Source organism: Streptomyces sp. WM4235 (genome assembly GCF_001279725.1).
GTDB lineage: Bacteria > Actinomycetota > Actinomycetes > Streptomycetales > Streptomycetaceae > Streptomyces.
The window spans coordinates 1-4172 of record NZ_LGDE01000115.1 but is presented as its reverse complement, the minus strand read 5'-3'; the positions used below and the strand labels follow the sequence as shown (position 1 = coordinate 4172).

The following is a 4172-nucleotide window of genomic DNA, read 5'->3' as shown; positions in this document are numbered from 1 at the left end:
CCGTGCTGGACCGCCCGGACACCCGCTTCGAAGCGGCTGCGTGCGCCCAGCCGTTCCATGAGGTCGTTCGCGATCCGCCGCGACGTACGCGCGGAGACCCCCAGTCGCTTGGCGATCGCCTCGTCCGTGTGCCCCGCGGACAGCAGTGAGATGATCGCCCCCTCCTGCGCGCTGAGGCCGTGGATGTCCCTGGCCGGAGCCTCACCGAGCGGCTGCGCGGCGGCCCATACGCTGTCGTACAGCGCGCACAGTGCGGTCAGCGTTCCCTGCCCGGTCAGGACCACTGCGCCGCCCGCGGTGTCCTCGCTGCTCACCGGTATCACCGCAGTCGTGCGGTCCACGATGATCAGACGGGTGGGCAGGGAGGCCACCGTGCGGACCTGGCCGCCCAGCGAAGCGGTCCAGTTCGCGTACTCCACGGTGGGCTTGTGGTGGCGGACGCTGTCCAGGTACACCACCCGGGTGCGGATCCCGCGCTCCAGCAGCTCGGCATCCAGCGGCCGTGAGGCTGCGATGTTCTCCTCGGTCTGCGGCCCCCCGGGGGCGAACGTCATGACCTCACCTCGTACCTCGCGGGTGAGGCGGGTGAGGCGGTCGCGGATCCGGTCAAGGCCGATCAACTGCTCGACCCCCGGGCTCGCGGCCGCCGGCCGCATGTCGGCGTACTCGGCGATCAGTTGCGCGGCGACCGCTCGCGAGGCCTCCAGCCGCTGCTGCTGCGCGGCGAGTTCAGCCTGCTGGCGGGCCATCAGGATCTCCATCCCGATGTCCGGGGAGACGGCACGCAACCCTCCGGTCTCCGCCGACGGCCGGACCAGGGCGAGTCCACTGAGGACGTCGAGCCCTTCGCGTACGAGTTGTTCCGTGGTGCCGATGCGAGTGGCGAGCGCCGCGACGCCGCCACCCGGTTCGGCCAGCATGGCTCGGTAGACGGCCTCTGCCGTCGTATCGAGCCCCAGTGCACTCAGCATGAAAGTCCCCCCAGGACATGCTCATTCCCAGCACAAAAAGATCATGATATGGCCGCCGCGAGGTGACAGAAAGAGGATTTATGTACCTCGTACACGCACATCTGCGACCGCCGGTCCCGGGTGCCAAACTGCCGACCCCCCTCCCGGCCCTCGCCCACGCCGCCGCCCGTCCCGAGGACGCCGTGGAGCACATCAGCGTCCATGCCGACGCCGTCCCGGATCCGGTCATCGGTCTCTACGTCCTGGCGGACTCGCTGCCCCAGGCGGAGGCGGCCGCGGGGGCCGTCTGCGCACGGCTGCTGGAAGGCCACCCCGAACTCCTGGGCTGGCGCCTCGTACGCGCCGAGGTCCCCCTGGTCCCCATCGAATGACCCCACCTCCGGGGTGGACACAAGCGGCCGCTGCCGATTCCGTCCACCCAGGAGCCCTTCCACCCGTGCTGACCTGCGGCGAAAGTAGTTCTTGCCCGACGGACACCGATCCGGAGGGCTCTCGGATCGGAAAGCGCCACCGCGGGACGCGACCGGTTCAGGACACCAGTCCGACTCGCCGTCAGCACCCTCAGGAACGGAAGAACCCTCGTGATTCGCATGCGTATCGCTCAGGCCGCCGCGGTCCTCACGCTCGCCCTCATCGCCCCGCTGTCCCCCGCCGGAGCGGCTGCCGCGGCGCCCGCCGGGTCCGTTCCCCCGGTGACGGTCCAGGACAACATGGGCTGGCAGTAACAGCAGTCCCGACGCCGCGCCCAACCTGGCAGCAACGACGACACTGGTCGGCAGTCCACGTCCCGCGACCTTGCCCGGCAGCGTGAAGCAACCGCCGCTCGCCTCCCCGCTCTCCCTCGATCCACTCCCTCTTCCTTCTTGCCGTCTGGAGACTTGCCATGTCCATGACCATCATTTCCTCTCGTAGTCGTGTCCTCGCCCTGTCGATCGCAGCGGCTTCCTTCGCCCTCGCGGCCACCGCGGCACAGCCGGCGGCGGCCGCCCCCGCACCGAGCGTCGTGGCAGCGGCCGCCACGGAGTCCTCGGTCGGCGGCGCCATCACCCGACAGGAGATCGCCGAGCGCGCCAAGTACTGGCTCAACAAGGGCATCCCGTACAACCAGGGCGGCTCCCACCCCGACTCGAACGGGCGCAACTACCGCACCGACTGCTCCGGTTACGTCTCCATGGCCTGGCACCTGTCGACGAGCCTGGCCACCCAGGGGCTGGGGAGCTCCTCGGAGATCTACGAGATCCCGCGCAGCGACCTCAAGCAGGGAGACATCCTCAACAGCTACTACGACCACGTCTTCCTCTTCGACAAGTGGGACGACGCCGCACACACGAAGTTCTCTTACTACAGCTTCGGCTCGACCCCGGTGAAGTACGTCACCGGAATGTCCATCAACGCGGCCACCCTCGACGGCCACCCCAACGGCGACTACAAGGCGCTCCGCTACAAGCGGGTCATCGACGCCCCGTCCCCCGTGTTCACACAGACGGCGGCGGCGGACTTCAACGGCGACGGGCAGGCGGACATCATCGCCAGGGACGGTTCGGCGTCCCTGAAGATGTGGACCCACAACGCGGGCGGCTACTTCAACGCCCCGGCGAACGTGACGGGCGGCTGGAACTTCACGCAGACCGTGGCTGCGGACTTCAACAGCGACAGCAAGGCCGACATCATCGCGAAGGACGGTGACGGGAACCTGAAACTGTGGCTGGGCCGGGGCGACGGCACCTTCAACGCGGCCGTGAACGTGACGGGTGGCTGGAACTTCACCCAGACCGCGGCCGGTGACTTCGACGGCAACGGGAAGGCCGACCTGATCGCCCGTGACGGCGACGGCAACCTGAAGATCTGGGCGGGCCGGGGTGACGGCACGTTCGGTTCGGCGGCGCAGCTGAGCGGGGGCTGGAACTTCACCCAGACGGTGGCTGCGGACTTCAACGAGGACGGCCAGGCCGACATCGTGGCCAAGGACGCCGCCGGGAACCTGCAGATGTGGACGCACAACGCGGGCGGCTACTTCAACGCCCCCGTCGAGGTCACCAGCGGGTGGGAGTTCTCCCAGACCACCGCGGGGGACTTCGACGGCAACGGCAAGGCCGACCTGATCGCCCGCAACGACAACAACGGCGACCTCAACATCTGGGCCGGCCGCGGCGACACCACCTTCGGAACCGGCGTCAAGCTCACCGGCGGCTGGTAGCCCCCGGCGCGCCCATGGGTGTCGGACCACCTCGACGGTCCGGCATCCGTGGGGCCCCGCTTCCGTATCCCACTCCCACTCCCAGCCCCGGCCTCGAAGGATTCTCTGCCATGAAGTCCCCCACGCGTTCCGTCCGACGGCGCGTTCTCGCCCTCACCACCGCAGCCTGCTCCGCGATCGTCGTGCTCGGAGGCTCGGCGGGCACCTCCCACGCCGCGTCGATCAGTACCTGGGAGAAGGTCGCCCAGTGCGAGAGCACCAGTGACTGGAGCTACAACAAGCCCGGTTGGCCCTACTTCGGGGGGCTCCAGTTCGACCACTCGACCTGGCAGGCTTTCGGCGGCACCACATACGCCGCCCGTGCCGACCTCGCCACGAAGAAGCAGCAGATCCTGACAGCCGAGAAGGCGCTCAAGAGCCAGGGCCAGGGCGTATGGCCGAAATGCGGTCCGGCCGCCGCTCTTGGCGCCGATCACGCCGACCCCTACCCGGAGGACAGCCTCCCGGCCCCGGTCAACTCGCAGACGGCCGGTGCGGACTTCAACGGTGACGGTCAGGCGGACATCGTGGCCCGTGACGCGTCCGGGACGTTGAAGATGTGGACGCACAACGCGGGCGGCTACTTCAACGCCCCTGTCACGGTCACCGGCGGTTGGAACTTCACGCAGACGGCCGCGGCGGACTTCGACGGTGACGGCAAGGCCGACCTGATCGCCCGCGACTCCTCGGGCATCCTCAAGCTCTGGAAGGGCCGCGGCGACGGCACCTTCGGCTCGGCCGTGAACGTGACCGGTGGCTGGGACTTCACGCAGACGGCCGCGGCGGACTTCGATGGTGACGGCAAGGCCGACTTGATCGCCCGCGACTCCTCGGCGAACCTGAAGATCTGGGCCGGCCGCGGTGACGGCACCTTCGCCGGCGGGGTGGCCCTGAGCAGCGGCTGGGACTTCTCGCAGACGGCGGCGGCGGATTTCAACGGTGACGGTCAGGCGGACATCGTGGCC

The 4172-nt window shown here is 69.0% G+C and carries 5 protein-coding genes; 4 read left to right on the top strand and 1 reads right to left on the bottom strand.

Going from position 1 to position 4172, the window contains the following annotated elements; genetic code table 11:
* The coding region (locus ADK55_RS12140; protein WP_053677936.1) for a helix-turn-helix domain-containing protein at positions 1-971 on the bottom strand (971 nt) is incomplete at its 3' end.
* An 80-nt stretch (positions 972-1051) separates the two neighbouring features.
* Between ADK55_RS12140 and ADK55_RS12135 the strand changes: the two genes are divergently transcribed.
* The 4 genes from ADK55_RS12135 to ADK55_RS40700 form a co-directional block, all read left to right on the top strand.
* Entirely contained in the window at positions 1052-1342 is a 291-nt protein-coding gene (locus ADK55_RS12135) for a hypothetical protein (protein WP_053677934.1), read from the top strand.
* Positions 1343-1561: 219 nt separating this feature from the next.
* On the top strand, positions 1562-1696 hold the full coding sequence (locus ADK55_RS40435; RefSeq protein WP_267887342.1) for a hypothetical protein: 135 nt from the start codon (positions 1562-1564) through the stop codon (positions 1694-1696).
* A 164-nt stretch (positions 1697-1860) separates the two neighbouring features.
* Positions 1861-3168 carry an FG-GAP repeat domain-containing protein gene (locus tag ADK55_RS12130; protein WP_159041361.1) on the top strand — a complete coding sequence of 436 codons (1308 nt, stop codon included), beginning with the start codon at positions 1861-1863 and terminating at the stop codon, positions 3166-3168.
* Between the two features lie 110 nt (positions 3169-3278).
* Positions 3279-4172: FG-GAP-like repeat-containing protein (locus ADK55_RS40700; RefSeq protein ID WP_053677931.1), on the top strand; the 894-nt coding region annotated here is incomplete at its 3' end.

Bases quoted from the DNA above. Each gene is read 5' to 3' on its own strand.
- ADK55_RS12130 (WP_159041361.1), top strand. From the start codon at position 1,861: ATGACCATCATTTCCTCTCGTAGTCGTGTCCTCGCCCTGTCGATCGCA.
- ADK55_RS40435 (WP_267887342.1), top strand. From the start codon at position 1,562: ATGCGTATCGCTCAGGCCGCCGCGGTCCTCACGCTCGCCCTCATCGCC.
- ADK55_RS12135 (WP_053677934.1), top strand. From the start codon at position 1,052: ATGTACCTCGTACACGCACATCTGCGACCGCCGGTCCCGGGTGCCAAA.